The sequence below is a fragment of the Shewanella sp. WE21 genome, assembly GCF_002966515.1.
In the GTDB taxonomy this organism is placed as follows: domain Bacteria; phylum Pseudomonadota; class Gammaproteobacteria; order Enterobacterales; family Shewanellaceae; genus Shewanella; species Shewanella oncorhynchi.
Window position 1 is genome coordinate 4580744 of sequence record NZ_CP023019.1, and the last position, 20030, is coordinate 4600773.

14 protein-coding genes are annotated in these 20030 nt (G+C 47.4%); 4 read left to right on the forward strand and 10 right to left on the reverse strand.

The genetic code is table 11. The features are described from left to right. Positions 1-120 precede the first annotated feature (120 nt). Both aspS and CKQ84_RS20485 read right to left on the reverse strand, forming a co-directional pair. Positions 121-1899: an aspartate--tRNA ligase gene (gene aspS / locus CKQ84_RS20480; protein ID WP_028759851.1), complete on the reverse strand. Its 1779-nt coding sequence runs from the start codon at positions 1897-1899 to the stop codon at positions 121-123. 184 nt (positions 1900-2083) lie between these two features. Continuing rightward, positions 2084-4894, reverse strand: a complete 2811-nt coding sequence (locus CKQ84_RS20485; protein ID WP_105252568.1) for a transporter substrate-binding domain-containing protein — start codon at positions 4892-4894, stop codon at positions 2084-2086. A gap of 150 nt (positions 4895-5044) precedes the next feature. Between CKQ84_RS20485 and cmoA the strand changes: the two genes are divergently transcribed. The 4 genes from cmoA (at position 5045) to CKQ84_RS20505 (ending at position 10035) form a co-directional block, all read left to right on the forward strand. Beyond that, complete coding sequence (gene cmoA, locus CKQ84_RS20490) at positions 5045-5776, forward strand: carboxy-S-adenosyl-L-methionine synthase CmoA (RefSeq protein WP_006081747.1); 732 nt, start codon at positions 5045-5047, stop codon at positions 5774-5776. Continuing rightward, a complete protein-coding gene (gene cmoB, locus CKQ84_RS20495; RefSeq protein WP_105252569.1) occupies positions 5773-6765 on the forward strand; it encodes a tRNA 5-methoxyuridine(34)/uridine 5-oxyacetic acid(34) synthase CmoB in 993 nt (330 codons plus the stop codon). Before cmoA ends, cmoB begins: the two co-directional genes overlap by 4 nt. 295 nt (positions 6766-7060) lie before the next feature. Next, positions 7061-8923 carry a M3 family metallopeptidase gene (locus CKQ84_RS20500; protein WP_105252570.1) on the forward strand — a complete coding sequence of 621 codons (1863 nt, stop codon included), beginning with the start codon at positions 7061-7063 and terminating at the stop codon, positions 8921-8923. A 203-nt stretch (positions 8924-9126) separates the two neighbouring features. Then, the gene (locus CKQ84_RS20505) at positions 9127-10035 is read left to right on the forward strand and encodes a LysR family transcriptional regulator (protein WP_105252571.1); all 909 of its coding nucleotides are present in this window, start codon (positions 9127-9129) and stop codon (positions 10033-10035) included. Between the two features lie 422 nt (positions 10036-10457). Here CKQ84_RS20505 and CKQ84_RS20515 read toward each other — a convergent pair whose 3' ends face one another. From CKQ84_RS20515 to thiC, 8 genes are all read right to left on the reverse strand, one after another. Next, a complete protein-coding gene (locus CKQ84_RS20515) occupies positions 10458-12611 on the reverse strand; it encodes a putative metalloprotease CJM1_0395 family protein (protein ID WP_105252573.1) in 2154 nt (717 codons plus the stop codon). Between the two features lie 5 nt (positions 12612-12616). Continuing rightward, entirely contained in the window at positions 12617-12880 is a 264-nt protein-coding gene (locus tag CKQ84_RS20520; RefSeq protein WP_105252574.1) for a chemotaxis protein, read from the reverse strand. A 102-nt stretch (positions 12881-12982) separates the two neighbouring features. Continuing rightward, entirely contained in the window at positions 12983-14098 is a 1116-nt protein-coding gene (thiH, locus tag CKQ84_RS20525; protein WP_105252575.1) for a 2-iminoacetate synthase ThiH, read from the reverse strand. Beyond that, positions 14095-14859, reverse strand: coding sequence for a thiazole synthase (locus CKQ84_RS20530; RefSeq protein ID WP_011919276.1), 765 nt, complete (start codon positions 14857-14859; stop codon positions 14095-14097). Before CKQ84_RS20530 ends, thiH begins: the two co-directional genes overlap by 4 nt. A gap of 1 nt (position 14860) precedes the next feature. Beyond that, complete coding sequence (gene thiS, locus CKQ84_RS20535) at positions 14861-15064, reverse strand: sulfur carrier protein ThiS (RefSeq protein WP_105252576.1); 204 nt, start codon at positions 15062-15064, stop codon at positions 14861-14863. A 1-nt stretch (position 15065) separates the two neighbouring features. Then, a complete protein-coding gene (locus CKQ84_RS20540) occupies positions 15066-15968 on the reverse strand; it encodes a HesA/MoeB/ThiF family protein (protein ID WP_105252577.1) in 903 nt (300 codons plus the stop codon). After that, positions 15961-17871 (reverse strand): thiamine phosphate synthase, encoded by a 1911-nt coding sequence (thiE, locus tag CKQ84_RS20545; protein WP_105252578.1) that lies wholly within the window; start codon positions 17869-17871, stop codon positions 15961-15963. Before thiE ends, CKQ84_RS20540 begins: the two co-directional genes overlap by 8 nt. A gap of 2 nt (positions 17872-17873) precedes the next feature. Beyond that, positions 17874-19979 carry a phosphomethylpyrimidine synthase ThiC gene (gene thiC / locus CKQ84_RS20550; protein ID WP_254053142.1) on the reverse strand — a complete coding sequence of 702 codons (2106 nt, stop codon included), beginning with the start codon at positions 19977-19979 and terminating at the stop codon, positions 17874-17876. Positions 19980-20030 lie beyond the last annotated feature (51 nt).

Sequence of the window (20030 nt, forward strand, 5' to 3'; positions counted from 1 at the left end):
ACCGAGGCTCATGCCTCGGTTTTCGGTACGACAAAAAATAACTGACAAGGCTAACGTCAATCGACTTACACTAAAACGATTTACATAATGTCGATTTGAATAAGGTCGATTTACAAAAGATCAGTCTTCCGCTTTAACAGCTTTCTCAACCACGGCAATACCAAGTTCAGCTAATTGCTGCGGATTGGCAAAACCAGGCGCGTTAGTCAGCGGACAAGCGGCAGTGGTGGTTTTCGGAAACGCCATCACATCGCGGATTGAGCTTGCGCCCGTCATCAGCATGATGATGCGGTCTAAACCAAACGCTAAACCAGCATGTGGCGGTGTGCCGTAACGCAGCGCTTCTAACAGGAAGCCGAATTTCTCTTTAGCTTCATCGTCAGTAATACCCAGAATACGGAATACCGCAGACTGCATTTCTTGGTTGTGGATACGCACCGAACCACCGCCTAATTCGCAGCCGTTTAATACCATATCGTAAGCATCAGAAACGCGATTTGCTGGGTTAGCTTCAAGTTCAGCTGCCGTTACACCACGCGGTGCGGTGAACGGATGGTGAACCGCGTGGAAGTTGCCGTTGATTTTCTCAAACATTGGGAAGTCAACTACCCACAGTGGACGCCATTCACCTTGTAATAAGCTGAAATCTTCGCCCGCTTTAAGACGCAGTGCGCCCATAGATTCGGCAACCACAGTCGCCTGATCTGCACCAAACAGGATAATGTCACCAGTTTGCGCGCCAGTGCGGCTCACGATTTCATTCACTATGCTTTCGTTTAAGAATTTCAGCACAGGTGATTGAATGCCTTCTAAGCCAAGGCTTAGATCATTAATCTTCATCCACGCTAAGCCTTTAGCGCCATAGATGCCAACAAACTTAGTGTAATCATCGATTTGCTTACGAGACAGTGCAGCGCCGCCCGGAATACGCAGTGCAGCAACACGACCTTCTTCATCGTTCGCAGGACCAGAGAATACCGCAAATTCCACTTCTTTGAGTAAATCGGCAATGTCCACCAGCTCTAATGGGTTACGTAAATCTGGCTTATCTGAACCAAAACGACGCATCGCTTCGTTGTAGGTCATGCGCGGGAACTCGCCGAGATCGACGTTCAGCATTTCAAGGAACAGACCACGCATCATCTCTTCGGTTTTCGCCATCACTTGCTCAGAGCTCATGAAAGACGTTTCGATATCGATTTGGGTGAATTCTGGCTGACGGTCGGCACGTAAGTCTTCATCACGGAAGCATTTTACGATTTGATAGTAACGATCAAAGCCTGACATCATCAGCAACTGTTTAAACAGCTGTGGTGATTGTGGCAAGGCAAAGAACTGACCTTTATAAGTACGGCTTGGTACTAAATAATCGCGGGCACCTTCTGGGGTTGCCTTGGTCAGGATCGGTGTTTCTATGTCTAAGAAACCGTTTGAATCGAGGAAACGACGCACAGAACTGGTCACTTTAGCGCGGAAAATTAATCGCTGCGCCATTTCTGGACGACGTAAATCTAAGTAACGATACTTAAGACGTTGCTCTTCGCTGTTGTTCTGGTAGTTATCCATGCTCAATGGCAGTGGATCGGCAGCATTGATAATCGTCAAGGCTTGACCTAAGACTTCAATCTCACCCGTCTTCATTTGACCATTGACTTGGCTATCAGGACGGGCACGAACTAAGCCTTTGACCTGAACGCAAAATTCGGCGCGCAGCGTGCTAGCGACATTGAACACCTCAGGTAAGTCTGGATCATAGACCACTTGGATGAGACCTTCTCTGTCTCTTAAATCTAAAAAGACAACGCCACCCAAATCACGGCTACGATTAACCCAACCTACCAAGGTAACTTCTTGTCCAACGTGAGACTTATTGACGTCTCCACAATAATGACTGCGCATCTAACTCTATCCTTTATCCGGAAACCGGTGCTTTGGAAATAATCAAAACGAGATAAAAGCGGCATTATAGTAAAATAATGCCGATTACCAAAGTACTTCACACTTAGGCGGTGAAGTATCAAACAGTTTTACGCCCTTGACTAGAGGCGAACGCACTATCTGAGCATGAGCGTTCAAAAAAACATCAAGCTGAGCGATAACAACACCCGCCGCTACTTTTTGCTTGGTACATCAGCTGATCGGCTTTTTTCAACAAACCTATCGCGGTGTCGCCATCGCGGGGGTAAATCACTACGCCGATACTAACGGCTATGCTGACACTGACGCCTTGAATAAGCAAAGGGCTCGACAGTGCCTGTAGAATATTATCAGCAACTTGGGTAACGGCATCGAGATCTTGCACACGATTTAGCAGGATAACAAACTCATCGCCGCCAAATCGCGCAACGGTATCTGATCTACGGATAACCTTGGTTAACTTTTGGGCGACCAGTACCAGTAATTCATCGCCAATGGGATGACCATGTTGGTCATTGATTTGTTTAAAACCATCGAGATCGATGAATAACAAAGCGAAATGTGCCTGTTCTCTGCGATGAGATAGCAAAGCTTGGGTTAGTCTGTCATCAAGTAAGGCACGATTGGGCAACTGAGTTAAAGCATCATGATTAGCCACATGCAGCAAACGTTTTTCTGCCACCAATCGCTGGGTGATCTCACGATTTAAGCGGCGATTCACTAACAACACCGCTACAATCACTAAGCACAAGATTATCACGCCAAACACGATATAACGCAGCCATTGCAGATATTTAGCACTCTCTGTCGCCACAGAAAATGACACCCAGCGCGTATATATTTTTTGCTGGTGTTGAGCATCAACCAAAGCCAAAGCTTTATTAATCAGCGGCACCAGCGGCGCAAATTGAGGATAAACACCAATATGACTGTGTTGATCAGCGAGATCACTGAGCAGCGACATTTTCAGTGTCGGATAGTGGCTGGTTTTAAGCTCAGAAGCTAAAGTCACCACTTTATCGATAAACACATCCGCATTGCCATTCGTCACCGCCGCTAATCCGGCCTGCGTATTTGGCACTATGACTAACTTGAGTGAAGGCTCCAGACTCATCAATTGCGCCACTAAATGATATCCCTCAACCACAGCCACCCTTTGACCTGCGAGCTGAGCAATATTAAAAACCGAGACTTGTTCCAGTTGCGACACTAAGGCCCACGGCGATGGCCAATAGGCTTCACTAAACGCTAAACGCTGCTGGCGCTCCGCCGTTTGCGCGACACTGCCGGCTAAACTCACCTCGCCCTTTTGCAACGCCTCGATTAACGAATGCCAATCATCAAAGGCAACGGGCGTGAGCTTAAGTTTGAGTTGTTCCTTGAGCAATTTGACGATATCGCTATTGATCCCCGCAAACTCACCCTGCTCATCCATAAACTCCATCGGTGGCCATTGCTTTAAATAACCGACTTTGAGTTCGCCTACACTTTCCACATAGGCCTGTTCTGCTGGGCTTAGGCTGACATGGCGCTCAGCTTGGGTAAAAACATGATCTTTAGGATTGAGCATCCATTTATGTTCAATCTCAGCAAATTCTTGATTGCTAATATTGTTAAACCCATTGGCTATCCTCTGTGTAAGGCCAGCATCATCGCTACGGGTCAGCACATAAATGTTGGTGCTAAATTCGAGATCAGGATACTGGCTAAAGTCAGACCAGCCTTTATTGAGCAGTAAATAATGGGATGTCCATGCACCCGCGGCGATAAAACCGACAACTTCTCCAGACCTCGCACCCGCCACCATGGCATCCATACTGTCGTAATAACGCAGTGACACTTGGGGTAATGCTTTACGCAAATCCACCAAATAAGGCGCTGTCGGCACCACACCAATACGTTTACCTTTTAAGCTGTCTAAATCGATTAACTGTTGCTGATAGAGAAAGAGTCGACTCTTCACCGTATATAAATGCCAAGCCTGAGTAAGGCCCGTTTTAACATCATCACTTTCAGGATAACCTATGTGGGCATCGGCGAGACCGCGACGAACATCATCCACGCTGGAGTTCATATCACCAGAAATAAAATCAACGGCAATACCCGTTTTCTCAGACCAAAGCTGCCACATGTCCACATACAAACCATGGGGTAAACCATCGACCCCTAAGTCCACAAAAGGCTCGACGCCCAGTTGCATCGAAATAACGAGTCCAGCTTGTTGACGTTGATAGCCAAGCCAACGTCGCTCCGTTTGCTGAATAAAGTGCACATCGAGCGCAGTGAAACCTTTATTGATCTTATCGACTAATGCAAGATTGCCCTTTTGAACTGCGGGTACAAACTGCATCGCCTTAATTTGAAGGCGGGCAGTATTGGGAAAGTTTGCGGCAATCTCTTGGGATGAGTCGGGATCTTTTAAATAGCCTTCTAACCCCGCAAAGACTACGATCTCGCCCGCGGCGACCCCTGCCAATAATTTCTCACGACTTTCGTAGCGTTTAAACACAAGCTGCGGTTCGATACGGTGTAATTCCGCTTCATGGGATGAAGCCGCTACCACACCAATTTGAAAGGGGATCAGTTCTTTGATGGATTTTTTGCCCTGCAAGGATTTATGCAAATACAAAAAAGTGCCCACATCAGCAATGGGCACTGCAAAATCAAATTCTTGCTCTCGCTCTGGGGTTTTCCCCATGCCGATATGCACTTGCGCCTTACCTTGCCGCAGTTGATCAAGGGACTCATGCCAGTGGCGCACCACAAAAACCACTTGGGTATGGCTTTGTTTAGCCCACTCTTTCCATAAATCAACCAGTAATCCAGTCGGCTCGCCATCGTTGTCGACATATTGATAGGGAAAGCTATCCTCACCCATAACGATGATTAATGGCTCAGAGGACAACGGACTTGCCTGCCCCGTTATACTCAAAAAACAGCTGCACAAGATCACAATTAAGTGGATCACAAACTTCAAGTTGAGCCCTTAGTACTTGATGTACATGTAACGATTTTGTTATCTATTAAGTATTAGACAAAAATTTATCGCAAATTACTAGCATGAGACTTGCTGCTAATCGCTCTGATTCGTTAAAATGCACAGTTGAATTCCCATGAAAAATCTCAGATGAACGTTTCTCAAGACACTATCTACGCTCAAGCGAGCGAGCATATTAGCGATTTCCAGTTTGATAACCGTGTAGCAGGCGTATTCAGTGACATGATCCGCCGCTCAGTGCCTGGATATACGCAAATTATCAATACCATAGGCGATTTTGCAGATCGTTTCGTCATGCCAAATACTCAAATTTACGATTTGGGTTGCTCACTCGGTGCCGCGACCTTAAGTATTCGTCGCCAAATCCAAGGCCGCCAATGTCGCATTATTGCTGTAGATAACAGTGAATCTATGGTCGCACGCTGCCAAGAGAACCTGAATGCCTATGTCAGCGATACGGATGTCGATCTGGTTTGCGGTGATATTCGCGATATCGATATTCAAAATGCGTCATTGGTGGTACTCAATTTTACATTGCAGTTTTTACCGCCAGAAGACAGAGAAACCCTGATAGCAAAGATTTATCAAGGTCTGAATCCCGGCGGGATATTAGTGCTGTCAGAAAAAATTCGCTTCGAAGATGCTCCTATCCAAACCTTATTGGAAGAGCAACATTTGGACTTTAAACGCGCTAATGGTTACAGCGAACTTGAGATCAGCCAAAAACGCAGTGCGCTGGAAAATGTCATGAAGCCAGACACCTTAACCACGCATCAACAACGACTCACCAGCCAAGGCTTTAGTCATTTTAGTCTCTGGTTCCAATGCTTTAACTTTGCTTCTATGGTGGCCATCAAGTGATCAGCTTTAGCTCGTTTTACCAACAAATCGCCGATTCAAATCTACAACACTGGCTCGAAACCCTGCCGAGCATTTTAGGCAAGTGGCAACGGGATCATAAACACGGCAACCTGCCAAAGTGGGAAAAAGTGCTCAACAAGCTGCACTATCCTGCACCAGATCAAATAGATTTTATCGATAGAGTGACCGTCGGTAGCGGTGAGCAACTCAGCCCTGGTGAAAAAGAGAAGCTTGAAAACCTACTACGTCTGTTTATGCCATGGCGTAAAGGCCCCTTCCACATTCATGGCATCCATATCGATACCGAATGGCGCAGTGACTGGAAATGGGACCGCGTTAAGCAACATATTTCGCCGCTTAAAAACCGCACTGTGCTCGATGTCGGTTGTGGCAGTGGTTATCACATGTGGCGCATGTTGGGCTCAGGTGCCAAACGTGTCGTCGGTATCGACCCTTCGCCATTGTTTTTATGTCAGTTTGAAGCCGTCAAACGTTTAGCGGGCACACATCACCCTGTACACCTGTTACCATTGGGTATTGAAGAGCTGCCACCGCTCGATGCATTTGACACGGTTTTCTCCATGGGCGTTTTATATCACAGACGTTCGCCTATCGATCACTTGTTACAGCTGCGTGATCAATTGCGCACCGGTGGTGAGCTCGTGCTAGAAACCTTAGTGATAGATGGTGATGAAAACGCCGTACTCGTGCCTCAAGATAGATATGGCAAAATGAATAATGTATGGTTTATTCCATCTGTTGCCGCGCTCATGCTCTGGTTAAAGAAGTGTGATTTCACTGATATCCGTTGTGTCGATACCGATGTCACAGCCCTTGCCGAGCAACGCCGTACCGACTGGATGCCCAACGAATCACTGGTTGAATACCTAGATCCTAACGACATCACCAAAACGGTTGAAGGTTATCCTGCGCCCAAACGCGCCACGATTATCGCAGTGAAAAATCAACCTAATCAGGATTTAAACTAACCTTTTCAGTCTGAAGTAAGCGGATATCAGTCATTGCGTCCTCAAGGTTTGAGTTAGTAATGGCTGATATCAAAAGCCGAAAGATCACCATTCATCTAGTTCATCTGGAATATGTAAGTGTTCAGCTGCTCATTGTAACTCCTTCCTTGAATAGCAATACATTTACGACTCCCACCCTTATCGTTGACATCCAGAACAGAACAGGGTTTCATGCATAACAATGACTTGAAGCTAACTCAATTGGATACTAAGTCAAAGTTAACTCATTCCATCACAGATGCAGAACACATAACCCATGTTAAAACCCACTTTACTGGTTAGCCTGTTTGGCTTGAGCCTTTATGTTACGAATGCCGCCTATGCGGCGCCAAGCCCTGTTCCCCTTTTAGTTGAACAATGCCTGTGTTTGCCAAGTATTAATCTCGCGACTGTGTTCGCCAATGCGCGTTTAACTGCGTCTGAATTAACCTTGGCCCAGCGCGCACTTATTTTTGAGCAACAGATGTTAGGGCTTAATAATATCAACGACAGACTCAACTATTACCGTGGGTTTAACTTACCAAGTGAGGAACGCGAGGGTTTACTGCAATGCCAGTTACACCTCGCCGACACCCTGTCGCAACTTCTCCGCCAAACTGAATTGAGCCAACTCGCCTATGCCTTAGCCCAAGGCAATGCAGAACAAATACTACTGAGCCAACAGCTTAAACAATTGCTACAACAACATTGGCGCGCCGAGGAGAAAGCGAAATTACATACTGCACAAGCCAGCATAGGCCAAGGGTTAGGCAGTCAACAATTTAGTCTTGCCTTCAATGACAGCCAATGCCAACCCGAAGCGACTCAGCAACAACATCATCTGCATAAAAAAGGTGATAGAAGTGATGAGCCGAAGCCCGACAGTTCAAAGCAGAGCGACTTTTCTGGCACTATCGCCAGTTACTTACTAGCGCAAGAAAACGCCGTATGTCGCCAAAATGTATGGCAGGCCTACCAAGCCAGAGCCAGTGAAACCAATCAAACGGCATTACAGCGAATTGCTGAGCAGCGCCAACAAGCCGCCACTGCTGCAGGCTTTACCGATTACAGCGCATTAGTGCTTAGTTCGCAGCAGTTATCGTCCCCTGAATTAGTCAAAGCCTTTCTCGATAGCCAAACCCAAGATCTGCAAGTGGCTCCCTGGGATATTGGGCGAACCCTGTCACAACAAGCATCAGCCAAGGGGCCGACATGGCAAACTTCTGACGTCTTGAGTCACAGCTTTACTTATCTGCAAGTGTTTGGTTTACACTTTGAGACCATAGAAACCGCTAAGGTCGATAAAATACCTGCCGATCCCAATCGGCCACATATCGTCAGGGTCTACCACCAGCAAAGATTGTTAGGTGAAATCTATGTGGCGTACAACCCAAATCCACAGCAAGGTAGTCAACAGCAGACATTGCGCCAAAGTGTACTCGGCCAGCAATTTGGACAACAAGCTTTAGATCTCAAGCCACAGCTGAGTAACTACAAAGACATTGAGCAATTAACCGAGTCTATCGCAGAGGCTGTCACTTCCCTTGCTAAAGCGAGTCATTTCTACCTCAACAATGCCATGGGACAGAGTCAAGATAGCTATTTTGTGGCGAGTCTTTGGTTAGCTGAAGTGCTGCGCCATCAACTATTTCCGCAATTTGAGCACACCTATTTACAGGAGCGTGAAACACTGGCTAAAGCTTATTCGAAGCAGCTTAAAGTCTTTCGCGCTAAAGTTGCAGTCAACTTTTACCAAAACTCAAGTGCACAAGTCTATCCGGATCTCGGTGCGGAGTTTAATGCGAGCTTTGGTCAAGACTGGCCACAAACACAGGATTATCCTTATAGCTTCAATGCTATCGCCAACGAAGGACCGCTCTACTACCAATCACTCTGGCAAGCATCGCTAGCCCAGCTGATAGCTCAATCCACATTCAACTGCCACGACAAACTCAAATTATTCAATGTATTAGTCATCAATGAAGACGCTTTGAGCTTAAGTGACCAATTAAAAGCGGTCATTGGCGCCCCCGTTGATAGTGCTGCACTGATCCAAAGAATTTCAAATAGCGCCGCTTCAGAACATGCTGACAATTCCAACAATCAAGCTTTCGACGCAACAGGTTCTTGTGCGTTTTAAGTGTTAATGCTTAGGATGTGTTTGTGACTCGCTCGGGCGCAAACACAGCTAATCGTCATGATTCGCCTCTCTATCACCTTAATAACTTAGCGCGACATAACTATCTATATGTCGTGAGAATGACTTACTCTATGATATTTAATTGAAAAAGTCGTAAGAAGTGGCCACTATAAGCCTCAATCTATCGTTTTTTTGAGATTATAATGACTCGAGCTAAATCTACCTTAGAACAATGGCGTATTTTGCAAGCGGTGGTCGATTTTGGCGGCTATGCCCAAGCGGCCGAAAAACTCAACAAGAGTCAATCGTCACTTAACCATGCCGTTGCCAAATTACAGCATCAGTTAGGTATCGAGCTACTCGAAGTCAAAGGCCGTAAAGCCTATCTCACCCCGCAGGGCGAAGTGCTGCTGCGCCGCTCACGGCATGTCACCCAAGCCGTCAACGAGTTAGAACAACTTGCGAGTAATCTTGAACAAGGGTGGGAGCCGACACTCACGATTGCCCGTGAAATTATCTATCCGATGGAAAGCTTAGTGTGTGCCCTCAATGCGTTTCTGCCCCACAGTCGTGGCACTCGAATCATCATGCTGGACTCAGTGATCACCGGTACTCAAGAGCTCATTCTGCAGAGTAAAGTCGATATTGCTATCTGTGCAGGGGTGCCGCCTAAAGGGTATTTATCCGAACCCTTATGTGAACAAGAACTCTACCTCGTCTGTCATCCAAATCATCCACTCGCTGACTTAGGCACAATTGAAGACGATAAACTATTAGCACAATATTTACAGTTAGTGATTAAAGATACTGGCGTGCAATCCAACATTGATATCGGCTGGCTCAAAGCTGAGCAGCGCTGGACAGTCTCTAACTTCCATGAAGCTAAAGTCATTTTAAATCAAGGTATTGGTTTCTGTTGGATCCCCTCTTTCTTAGTCCAAGAAGAATTGGCTTCGGGTAATCTAGTACGTTTACATCTTGAGGGCAGCCAAAAACGTCGCATCATGTTGAGCTTAGTTATCCCTAAAAGAGATCAACAAGGGCCTGCATCAAAACTGCTTGCTTCCTTGATTTTAAAACAGCATGGAATTGAAACGACGAATAGTCATTAACAGCAAGATACCAAACGAGTTATACCAATCGTATTAAATATCTGTTCATTCAGCGGGAGTTCAACGCGCTTTAGACAAGGCGAAGGCTTGAAGGCATAGTGGTGCTCTGTCGAAAGCCTTAAACGCAGTATAAAGCGCGTTGCAATGTAGTGAACATCTGCTGCCCTTTGGGAGCCACACAGGCATCCCACTCCCGTGTTGCATTGACTTAAAAGGGAATAACCATTTCTGCGTCAATGCGCCTTGGATTGAAATACCTGTGAGGCTCTGAACTGATTAGATATTTAACGTGATTGGTATCAATTCGAGTGAGCAAAACGATCAGTACCAACTGCTGATCAAATGCTTAGTTCTTAGTGGTACTGAGGTTGTTTCGAAAAAGATGATGGATAGCGAATCACGGGAATAGTTAAAACCTAATCTTACACACTAAAGTCGATATAGCGTGCTTGTTGATAACCCAAATATTGCGGCTGAATAAATCCTGTCTCCTGCAAGAGGTCATCTCCCACATATAACTCGCTCTGCAAAGACACATTCGTATTCGCGCTAGCACTGATATTTGAAGACTGCTCCTTTACATCATTTGCGGACAAAACATCCGTAGATTGCAAATTGCTATGCAGCTCATTTGAAGATGCCAGATACGAAGGCTGAATATTGGCTTGCTGCGTCATATCGACACGAGCTGAAGGTCCAGCACTGGCTTGTGCAACCGCGGCATAATAACGGCTTGCAGCACTATCGGATCTTGAGATAAAACCCGTCGCTAAATCCGCTGAAGTTGAAGCTTCTCCAAATGCTAAAGTTGCGGTCGGTGGCTCAATCGTTTCCACTGTGGTCGATGTAGTGACTGAGCCACTGATATCAGAAGAGGTTTTCGAACCCGTATCAATGACTCTCGTGTTGGCCGTTTGCGCCTCGATCGCTTGTTTCAGCTTATCAAGCGCAGTTGAGGCGGGGGTGAATACAGCCTCTTGGGGCTGAGCAATATTACCGGACTCATCAACGTCTCCCGTCACTACAGGTGTATGTTTTTCTAACGGTGGCAACTCTTTGATTTGTGCATCTGCGTCTATTAATGTTTGAGTCGTTTGCAAATCAACAATTTGCTTTTGTCGCTCCTCTGCCAGCATCACCTTAGCTTCATTCATTTTTTGCAAGGCTTCCGCGGCAACACGGATATCCGCTGATGACGGGTCAACAGGCGCCATTGCTGCGGCATAAACTTGCTTCATTTTGTTTATCGTTGCAAGCGGGTCGCCTCCCACTGGAGAGACATCAATCTGCACTTCGCCATCGGTGGCGTAACGTTGGCCATCGGCGCCCTTTTCATACTTAAAACTCGGGCTCTGAGCGTATTGTCCTCCGACGGTTGCGTGGGCATGCTCATGGGCTTTAACCTCTGAATCTCGAGTTTTAAGCTCATCGACTTGCTGTTGCTGTTGAGCCTGCTGAACCAGTGATTGCTGCTTTGCCTCTTCCGCTGCTGCAATTTGCTGTTTCTGCGATTCTTCTTCCTGTACTTGCTTTTCAAGCTGATTATCATTTGGGGCAAAGACAGCAGCTAAGACTTGTTGACTATCATCTGGATTAGACGCTATCGCAGGAGCATCTACAGGACCAGCTTGAGCCTGAGCTTCACCGAAAACTTGAGTAAATTGTTCTAACACAGTCGGTTGAGTAACATCATTGCTAGAGGATTGATCTACGGCTTGCGCAGAGTTTGACTGACCAACAGGCCCTGCACTCGTTGCTATATTCTTATTTACAGCACTCTTATTTACAGAACTGTTGATTGCAGAATCGGTCGTAGTGGGATCAACTAACGCAGCTCCAGTAAAGACAGTTTGTGGTCCAAACACTGCAGCTAAATCAGGCATTATTGGAGAAATATCACCCGTATTGGATGGATTGAAAGCAGGAATATCAGTACCACTCGTGCCAATTGATGGACTCAGAGGCGTAAAAATATCAACGGGAATATTGCTCGTTACGCTGATATTTGGACTTATTGTAGCCAAGGAGTTAACCCCAAGTCCGCTATTACTCGTCCCCGCGACAGGCGAAAATACCTGAGTAGAAATAGGTGTCGCAATCTGTCCCCCGCGTACACCAGAAATGGATCTTGGTCCTGTTAACAAACTAAAACTCGCATCGGCATGTAAGCTCGCTCGATCATTTAACGTATTTACCTGAGGATTGCTCCTTGGCGTTGGTACGGAAAAAGGAGCGACCTCGAGTGCTTGGCTTGCACCATTCAGTACAGGAAGTACAGATGAAACAGCACTAGAGGCAGCAAAAGACACATTCGGTGATAAGTGGAGAGATTGGGAAACGTTAGCAGCTAATGAAGTAATAGGCGTGGCTTGAACTGGAGCAGATGAAGTTCCAGTAACCTGCAGTTCATGGACACCACTCGCTTCAATTTTTGCGGAGCCTGCAGTGTGAGCGCTGGCTCCTTGATAAGTGCTATTAGCGTGACTCTGGCTTATATTCGAGCTGAGCATCTTATCATGTGCCGAAAATGAAGAGGATGGCGCTCCAACCTTAGGTGATAGCGCCACAACCGACATTATATTTACACCTTAATATTAATGATCGAACCTATCGTTTCAGAATCAGTTTCAATCACTTCTGTTGACGCTTCCCCTTGTCTTAATGACTCATTAGCGGTAAGTAATGCCGAGGTTTTATCAGGCTGCGCAACATCTCTTGTAGATTCAGCCGGAGCCGCACTTTGAGTCGGTGTAGGTTTAGCCACATCTATTGTTGCTTGAGTGAGCCCAGATTGAGCACTTTGCAAGCCTTGCAGACCGGATGAATAAGCAGATTGGATTTGCATAACGGTATTCCTGCACGCTGTGATTAATGGGTCAATTATTGACCAATCACCTGCAAAAGTACAGGTTTTATCCGCATTCTCACCATTTATTTACGGTCTTATTTATCCTGTGATCCAATTGGCTTCCCAATCCTTAAATACGGGATTAAAACCCTGCCGTTGCATCTGTTCGATGACTTGCTCGACGCTGCGATCATCGCTTATCTCAAATTGATCGAGTTGACTGTCGGGTGCTTGATAGCCGCCCGGTTGTGTCGAACTACCCGCACTGATTTGAGTAATTCCAAGTGGCAAAAGATTATCCCTCAGCTCAGGGCTTTCCCTTGTCGACATACTGATATCAAGCTGATGATTAAAAAGTCTAAATGCACAAATCATTTGCACTAAACCTAGATCCGATAGCATGACTTTTGGGGTGATCCCGCCAGTACAAGGCCTTAACCTTGGTAGCGAGATACTAAAGCGGGTGCGCCAATAGCGCCGCTCTAAATAGTCGAGATGATATCCCATCATTAACGCATCTAAACGCCAATCATCCAGCCCCAGTAATACCCCAAGACCAATTTTATCAACGCCCGCCGCCGCAACTCTGTCAGGTGTTGCTAAACGATAGGCAAAATCCATTTTTTTACCTCGCGAATGGTGACGAGCATAAGTCTCGGGTTGATAGGTCTCCTGATAAATCATCACAGCATCTAAACCTAGCGCGACTAACTGGCGATAATGGTCCTCACTCATGGGCTGGACCTCCATCGCCACATGGCTAAATTGCTGCTTTACCAGCGGCAACATTTGCGTGAAATAATCGATACCAACCTTAGTTTCATGCTCACCCGACACCAGTAAAACAGAATCGAAGCCCCTATCTTTGATAATGGCCATTTCGGCCATCAACTCCAGCTCATTCAAGGTCTTGCGTTTGAGTTTGTTACTCATGCTAAAGCCACAGTAATCACAATCATTAGCGCACAGATTCGAGACGTATAGCGGTAAATACATGCCCAGATTCGCGCCAAATCGCTGCCGCGTAAGCGCCGCAGAGTGCTGCGCCATGGTTTCGATATAAGGTTCCGCCGCAGGTGATAACAAGGCCAGTAAGCTGCGCAAATCCCCTGCTGGACTCACTAACGCCCGTTCGACATCTTGGGCTGTGCAAGAATACAAATCGAGTAACAGTTTATCCCGTGGGATGTTGGCAAATTCCGCTACAAAACTCATTGATTTAAAAATCCTGTCAGAGGACTGGTCTGTACCGCGCCCGTTTGTACTCGGCCAAGCCCAGCTTCAAAGGCCCGTCTGCCGCATTGCACCGCCTCTTTAAAGCACTCGGCCATCACTATCGGCGACGCGCTGCTGGCGATGGCGGTGTTGACGAGCACAGCATCGGCGCCCAGCTCCATTGCCCGCGCAGCCTGTGAAGGTGCGCCAATGCCAGCGTCAATCACCACTGGCACCCGCGCCTGCTCTATGATGATTTTTAAAAAGCTTTCAGTGACTAAACCTTGATTACTGCCAATCGGACTCGCCAGTGGCATAACAGCAGCGCAGCCCACTTCTTCCAAACGACGGCACAGCACAGGATCGGCATGCACGTAGGGCAACACGATAAAGCCTTTCTCACAGAGGATTCTGGCCGCCTCTAAGGTTTCAATCGCATCGGGCATTAGGTACTTAGGATCGGGGTGGATTTCGAGCTTAATCCAATGAGTTCCCAGCATTTCACGGGCAAGCTCAGCCGCAAACACCGCTTCCTTGGCGTTTCTCGCCCCCGAAGTGTTAGGCAATAGCCGGACACCCGCTTGACGTAACGGCGTGAGTAAATCATCAAGCCCCATTTTAAAATCAATTCTTTTCATCGCAACTGTCACTAACTGCGATTTTGAAGCCATTATCGCCTCGATCATCACTTGGCTATTACTGAATTTTCCCGTCCCGGTAAATAAACGCGACTCAAATTCCACATCAGCAATCTTTAACATACTAGCCTCCCGCTACAGCTGAGAAAAGTTCTAATTTATCTTCATGTTGGCAGAGAATAGATTGCCAGCGATTGCGCGGAACGACCTCAGCATTCAACACGATAGCAACTGAATCGAGGGCAATATTTTGTGCGAGGATCACAGCCGCGAGTGACGTCGGTTCAGATAACGACTGCGGGATATTGTTTATGTGAATTAAAATCATATCAAACCTCAAGACTATCTTTATTTGATGATAGATAAGCCCCTTTGGGACCACACACGTCACAGTGGGGATCCCGCGTTAATACAGCAGCAGTCCACGCAAGTGATTTAGCGTTAAAGCGCCAAAAACGCCCCAACAAGGCATTTTTCGGTTCATCACAACCGCTGTCCACACTCAGCAAGAGTTGCATTGCCACCAAAGATTGCATTGACGCCATCACGCCTACGCTGGGGCCGAGTACACCTTGGGTACTGCAGCTCTGCGACACTCTCGTCTGTGCGGGGAAAATACAGTGATAGCAACCGCCAGAGGGGAGCTGCATTTGATCGACCGCAAACAATTGACCGCTAAATGCTGCGATTGACGCGCTGACTAAAGGTAAAGCCGCTTCGATACAGCAGCGATTAATGGATTGGCGAGTCGCAAAATTATCTGTGCAGTCAAGTACAAGTACTCTTTTACCCTGTTGTTTTAATTGTAAAACCTCAGCGAAGTGATGAGCTGATGTCTCAGCACTAAATACTGTTTCATGGGCAGTAACAGTGCACTGCGGCGCTAAACGATTAAGCTTTTGCTTGGCAACTCGCGCCTTATTGAGGCCAATGTCGGCATCGTTGAATAGCAATTGTCTTGGTAGATTCGATACTTCAACCTTATCCATATCGATTAAGGTCAAGCGACCAATACCAGCACAAGCCAGATACTGCGTCGCCAATTGCCCTAAGCCGCCAAGCCCTACAATAACAACGCTGGCGTCGGCCAGTAGTAATTGTCCGGCCTCACCCACTTCTGGCAATAAGACTTGCCGAGAATAACGGATGAAATTGGCATCACTTAGTGTATGAGCGCTTTGTGTACCGTCGCAAAGAACCTCTGCGTGAGCAAGCGGTTGGTTTTTACTCATGCTTAGCAACCTCATGCTTTACAGCCAGTTCTTCAGACAAGCTACATTGCTCCCAAGCTTGGCTCAGCTCTGCAAACGCTGCGACTGGATCCTTAGCTTTCGTTATTGCGCGCACCACAGCAATATTGCCCACCCCAGTGGCTTTCACCTTTGCCAGATTATCTAAGTCGATGCCGCCAATGGCGACCAAGGGATAATGGTCTTGGAGTAACGCCACATAGTGCTTAAGTTTTGCGAGCCCTTGGGGCGCTGAAGGCATTTGCTTCGTCGTGGTTGGGAATATATGCCCAAGCGCTATGTAGGATGGCGAGTATTGGTGCGCCAATAACAACTCGAAATAACTGTGGGTGGATAGACCTAACGCGAGCCCCGCGGCTTGAATGGCCGCTAAGTCGGTAACGGCGAGATCTTCTTGGCCTAAATGTACCCCAAAGGCATGGTATTTTATCGCTAACTGCCAGTGATCATTGATAAAAAGCTGCGCATTAAAATGCTTACCTAAGGCAATGGCCGTTTGAATTTGTGCTTCTAATTCAGAGCCAACCAACTCAAATTTACCTGACTCAGACTTGCCTAGCGCAGATTTATCTCGCTGGTATCCTGCTAACCCTGCAGCAGTTGACCCGCTGGTATCGGTTTTTATCCGTAACTGCACGGTTTTAACACCCGCAACTAACAAACTTTCCAGCATGATTAAGTCACTCACCACGGGATAAACACCAAGATCGGCATCGAGCACTTTAAAACCGTGGGATGAGATGTATTGAGCTGGCGTCGAAGTTATTCTTACCTGAGCGGTTGCCTGATCTGTTGCGGAAAAAACTGTTGCAACTAAGTCATTACCAACATCAAGATGTTGGTTGAGGTGATAACTAATAAAATTACCATCACACAATTTTATCTTGGCATAGCGGGACAAGTCATTGGGCCACCCCGTACGGGCCAACGGCCCTGGACCTTGCCCTAAACCAATCGCCGCGCTTAAGCCTTGACTCACGTAGGCTTTGGCAACCACCACCGCATCTTGCAATACAAAACCTTGCGCTAACACGGCGGCAATAGCCGATGACAAAGTGCAGCCGCTACCATGGTTATGACGGGTATTAACCCGCGGGCTTGCCAACCAGAAACGCCCATTTTGATGCAGCTCAGAGCTCGCGCGCACGTGATGGCAAACCAGATAATCCTCGGCAAGCTCAAAATCCCAGCCGTTGCTATCGAGAGTGCTAACATGAACGTTAGCCTGAGTTTGAACATGAGTATCATCAAGAATATCAGTGCTGCCAAAGTTCACATCGCCTCCTTTAGCGAGCACACTGCAATCTAAACTCTGGGATAAAGCCTGTGCTGCAGCAACGAACTGTGCTTTCGTTGAAACATCACTGTGAGTTAACCGCCCAAGTTCAAGCACATTGGGCGTGATAAGTTCGATTAAACCTTTGAAAGGCCTAAAATCTAAGGCTGATTTGGCCGCACTTTTTATATCCTGACAGTTATCTACTGCTAATGCATCGCCACAACTGGCGACCATCACAGGATCGACAATCACAGGCACAGATGGATAGTGGATTTTAAAACTCGCGATCCAATCTGCCAGCAATGCCACTTGAGTTTGATCTGCCAGTAAGCCGATTTTAATTGCTTTGGGTGGCAAGTCGGAAAGTAGAGTCGTCAGCTGAGCCATTAACATCGCCGCTGATACGGGCTCAACTAAAATGACCGCCACTGAGCTTTGCGCCGTCACTGTGGTGATCACGCTGCAACCGTGACAGCCCAAATCCTGAATCGTTGCCAAGTCCGCCTGAATACCGGCACCGCCGCCACTGTCTGAACCGGCTATGGTCCAAACAAACGCGGGACGCTCGGTACTCATGGGCAATTTCCCCCCATGAATACCCAGCATAATTAGGCTTCCTCAGCTTCGGCGACAAGCTTGTCTTTCACGTGATAGATCTCGGCGCCCGAGGCAGCAAATTGTGCCGATTTTAGCGCCATTGCCGCTTCCAAATCCTGCGGCGTCTTGATTGTGACTTGCATGGCTTGGGCAGCCGCTTCAACTTGCTCCGCTTTCGCTTGTGCCGCCTCTAAGCCAGCGGCATAGGCGCGCACATCTTGGGTGATTTTCATCGAACAAAATTTAGGGCCGCACATAGAGCAAAAATGCGCGACTTTAGCGGATTCCTGCGGTAAAGATTCATCGTGATAAGCACGCGCGGTTTCAGGATCGAGTCCTAAGTTATATTGATCTTCCCAGCGGAATTCGAATCGCGCCTTTGCCAGCGCATTATCACGAATTTGCGCACTCGGATGACCTTTGGCCACATCGGCGGCGTGGGCGGCAATCTTATAAGCAATCAAACCTTGCTTAACATCTTGTTTATTCGGTAATCCTAAGTGTTCTTTTGGCGTGACATAACACAACATAGCGCAGCCGTACCAAGCTATCATGGCCGCGCCTATGCCGGAGGTGAAATGATCATACCCAGGTGCAATATCGGTGATTTGTGGGCCAAGGGTGTAAAACGGCGCTTCGTCGCAGTGAACTAACTGCTTGTCCATGTTCTCTTTAATGAGCTGCATCGGGATATGTCCCGGTCCTTCGATAATGGTTTGCACGTCGTATTCCCACGCGATTTTGACTAGCTCACCTAAGGTTTCAAGCTCTGCAAACTGGGCGGCATCATTAGCGTCGGCAATCGATCCAGGACGCATACCATCGCCTAAAGACAGGGATACATCGTAAGCGACGCAAAGCTCACAGATCTCACGAAAATGACTGTAGAGGAAGTTTTCTTTGTGGTGACTCAGGCACCATTTGGCCATGATTGAACCGCCGCGGGAAACGATCCCAGTAACGCGTTTAGCCGTCATCGGCACATAACGTAGCAGTACACCAGCATGAATCGTAAAGTAATCAACACCTTGCTCAGCTTGTTCAATTAAGGTATCGCGGAACACTTCCCACGTTAAATCCTCTGCCACGCCGTTTACTTTCTCCAGCGCTTGATAAATCGGCACTGTGCCAATGGGCACTGGCGAGTTACGGATGATCCACTCGCGGGTTTCGTGGATATAACGACCTGTGGATAAATCCATTACCGTATCTGCGCCCCAACGGGTAGACCAGACGAGCTTTTCCACTTCTTCCTCGATGGAAGAGGTCACCGCCGAGTTACCGATATTGGCGTTCACTTTCACCAGAAAGTTACGCCCGATGATCATAGGTTCGGCTTCGGGATGGTTAATATTCAGCGGAATAATCGCGCGGCCACGGGCGACTTCAGCGCGGACAAATTCGGCGGTAATCGGTTCGCCGACTAAGGCACCAAAAGCTTCGCCCTTGGCTTTACGATTGAGGATTTCATCCTGTACTTGCGCAAGTGCCATGTTCTCGCGGATCGCCACATATTCCATTTCGGGCGTGATAATCCCTTGACGGGCATAGTGTAATTGACTGACTCGTTTGCCCTGCAGCGCTCTGCGTGGGCTGACAATGGCACTCGAGCCTGCCTCAAAACGCAGATGATCTAAACCGTCGTCGGCGAGTCTTTGTTGGGTAAAGTCTGAGGTCGCACAGGATAATTGCTCTGTGTCGTTGCGGGCTAGGATCCAGTTTTGTCTTAATTTACCAAGGCCGAGGCGCACATTGATGTCGGCCTCAGGATCGGAATAAGGTCCGGCGCAATCGTACACGCGGATTGGCGGATTTTTTTCCATGATGGGCGCATCATCTGTGCCGCCGACCAGGGTGTCAGTCTGCAGAATTTGCCGCATGCCAACGCGAATATCGGCACTGGAACCCTCGAGATAAATCTTTTGTGAATTAGGATGTTGCAGTGGCGCTAGCGTATCGATAAAGGCTTGGGCCTGCGCACGGATTTCGCGGCGACTCGGCGCCTTAGGCACGATTGATTGACTAGACTCAGTCGATTTATTAGGGATTGTCGATTCTGGCGCTGTGATTTCTATCGCACTGGCAGCTACAGCTGGGTTTTGGTTTGAACTGGACATAAGCAATCTCACGTTAAAAAATGGAGTTGCTTGTCTGGAGAATTGAGTTGT